We start from the raw sequence: 2,613 nt of genomic DNA on the forward strand, positions 1-2,613 counted from the left end.
AGGACACGGCCAAGGGCGCGGGCCTGTCGGTTGCGATCGACCCGGCGCTGGCGTCGATCAAGCTGCCCTATGTGCTGCGCTGGGAGGCGAGCCCGATCGACTTCGCGACCCGGATCGCGGCCGAGGCCGGCGGCATCGTCAAGCCGGCCGGCGGCAAGCTGACCGTCACCAAGCGCGGCTCCGGCAAGGGCGTCGGCGGGTCCGAGCTGCCGCCGATCCGCGTCACCCGGATCGGCTGCGCCGGCTGGCGCATCAACGGCACGCCGCGGCCGCGCCACGGCAAGGTGGTGGCCGCATGGCACGACCCGAAGACCGGCCGGCGCAAGACCGTCGACCACAAGGGCGGCTCCGGCAAGGGGCCGCAGCACACGCTGCTCCATCCGCGGCCGAGCGAGGACGAGGCGAAGCGGGCCGCCGAGGCGCGGGCGACCGAGCTGACCATGGCGACGGGCGGCGGGCACTTCATCGTGCCGTTCAGTGCGGCCAACTCGGCCGGGGCCAAGGTGATCGCCTCCGGCTTCGGCGACGGCATCGACGGCACGTGGTTTTCCGAGTCGATCGAGACCACCTGGGCCAAGGGCCAGCCGGTGCTCTCGACCATCACGGTGACGGCCAATCCGGACGGAAAGGGAGGTGGAACGTGACGGGGCCCGGGTGTCCCCGGCCGCGGGTCTCGTTTGGCGACCAGCCCCGCGGAGCGACGCACTTGAATGGCCGCCACCCCGTCGCGGCTCTGGCGAGCGGCTCACGGGTGGCACGATTCGAGAACAATGTCAGTGGAGACCATCCATTGCGCCCGCTGCCGGGCGCTGCTTTTCCGTGCGACCGCCGGCGCCATCGCCGGTCCGGTCGAGATCAAATGCCGCCGCTGCGGCACCTTCAACGTGCTGAGGCCGTCCGAGCCCTCCCGAGAGCGCCCCGAGCGCCCGTCCTCTGGAGACCCCGGATGCCCATCGAACGCCGGACCATCGGGCCGGCCACGCTCGTCCTCGGCGACGCGCTCGACGTCCTGACCGACCTCGCGCCCGGGTCGGTCGGCGCCGTGCTGACCGACCCGCCTTACTGCAGCGGCGGCAACGTCCGCGACCGGGCGGCGGCGACCTCGGCCAAGTACCTTCACCACTCCCGCCGCGGCGCCTATCCGGAGTTCCAGGGCGACACCCGCGACCAGCGCTCGTTCCTGGCCTGGTCGACCCTCTGGATGGGGCGAGCCCGGCGCCTGGTGCCGCCGGGGGCCTTGCTCGTCGTCTTCTCGGACTGGCGGCAGCTGCCGGTGACCACCGACGCGGTGCAGTGCGCCGGGTGGGTGTGGCGGGGGATCGTGCCCTGGGACAAGACCGAGGCCAGCCGGCCCCAGCTCGGCCGATATCGGGTGCAGGCCGAGTATGGGGTGTGGGCCACGAATGGCCCTCGGGCGCTTGCCGGCCGAATCGCTCCGGGCGTGTTCCGGGCGCCGGTGCCGAAGGTGAAACACCACATCGCCGGCAAGCCGGTCGAGCTGATGGCAGGGCTGCTCACTGTCATGGAGGGGCCGGTCCTCGATCCCTTCATGGGGTCGGGGACGGTCGGGGTCGCCTGCGTCGCCCGGGGGCTGCCCTATATCGGGATCGAGGTCGAGCCGGCCTACTACGAGGTGGCGTGCCGGCGGCTCGAAGAGGCCGTGAAGGCGGCTTCAAGGGGGGCCAAAACTGTTGCCACGTGATCTTGCGCGCTCTGCCATCCGATTTTGCGCGCTACAGCGGGCACGCGCCGTCATACGGACTCCGGATCGGCCGGCAGGCACCGGCCCCCGAACTCAGTAGCGCGGTTTTTGAGGAGGGTGGTAGCGGAGGAGGGACTCGAACCCCCGACACGCGGATTATGATTCCGCTGCTCTAACCAGCTGAGCTACTCCGCCGCCGTCGGCCGGACCTCGCGACACGGACCTCGAAGCACGTGACGCTACGAGGCTCGTTTCGCCGGTCGATGCCCGATGGGCCGGCTCCCCGGACGATCCGCATGGCGTCGCCGCCTCGAGAATCGCGTCGGGAGCGGCTCCTTAGCACACCGTCCGGACCGCGCGCCAGACCTAGGGCATCGGGTTCGATTTGCCAAGAGGGATGCGGCCGAGGCGACAGCATTGCGGACCTGCCGAGCCTCCCGGGCGGCACACAGCGCAGCACCCGCCGCCCGTACCCGCCACCCGCACCTCGCGCCCGCGCTTGGCGCCCGTAGCTGGCACCCATACCCGCGCCGCGCGGCCATGCCGCGCCACGCCCTGTCGCCCGCCCGTGCGAGCCGGTGGCTGCAGGGCGCGCCCTGGTATAGATTTCGGAGGAATTTCGTCCGCCAAAGGTCATACCATGCGTAAGGTCTCGATCATCGTCGCCGCCGCCCTGGCGGTGCTGACCATTGCGATCCTCGTGTTCGATATCGTGCTGCCGGCCTACACGGGGATCCTCCACGCCGTCACGCTGCCGCTGATCGCGGCGCTGGCCGTGTTCCTGCTGATCGCCATCCTGCTCGACCGCGGCCGGCGCGCCGCCGTCCCGGCCGCGGCGCCGACCTGGGCGTCCGAGTAGCCGGTGATGTCGTCCATCAGGAAGTCGACGAGGCGGCCCTTCTCCTGCAGCA

3 protein-coding genes, 1 tRNA gene and 1 pseudogene are annotated in these 2,613 nt (G+C 71.3%); 4 read left to right on the forward strand and 1 reads right to left on the reverse strand.

Annotated elements, in window-relative coordinates; all coding sequences use genetic code 11:
• From CCR97_RS29050 to CCR97_RS29060, 3 genes and pseudogenes are all read left to right on the forward strand, one after another.
• Positions 1-644 (forward strand): annotated as a pseudogene (locus CCR97_RS29050) (hypothetical protein); the annotation flags it as partial.
• A gap of 126 nt (positions 645-770) precedes the next feature.
• The gene (locus CCR97_RS32595) at positions 771-1,013 is read left to right on the forward strand and encodes a Com family DNA-binding transcriptional regulator (protein WP_420826109.1); all 243 of its coding nucleotides are present in this window, start codon (positions 771-773) and stop codon (positions 1,011-1,013) included.
• Complete coding sequence (locus CCR97_RS29060) at positions 947-1,702, forward strand: DNA-methyltransferase (RefSeq protein ID WP_201160145.1); 756 nt, start codon at positions 947-949, stop codon at positions 1,700-1,702. Before CCR97_RS32595 ends, CCR97_RS29060 begins: the two co-directional genes overlap by 67 nt.
• Positions 1,703-1,820: 118 nt before the next feature.
• On the opposite strand, the gene CCR97_RS29065 is transcribed toward CCR97_RS29060, so the two are convergent.
• Positions 1,821-1,897: transfer RNA gene (locus CCR97_RS29065), tRNA-Met, on the reverse strand.
• Positions 1,898-2,342: 445 nt separating this feature from the next.
• Between CCR97_RS29065 and CCR97_RS31955 the strand changes: the two genes are divergently transcribed.
• Positions 2,343-2,561: a hypothetical protein gene (locus CCR97_RS31955; protein WP_244670740.1), complete on the forward strand. Its 219-nt coding sequence runs from the start codon at positions 2,343-2,345 to the stop codon at positions 2,559-2,561.
• Positions 2,562-2,613 lie beyond the last annotated feature (52 nt).

It is taken from the genome of Rhodoplanes elegans (genome assembly GCF_016653355.1).
Taxonomy (GTDB): Bacteria; Pseudomonadota; Alphaproteobacteria; order Rhizobiales; family Xanthobacteraceae; genus Rhodoplanes; species Rhodoplanes elegans.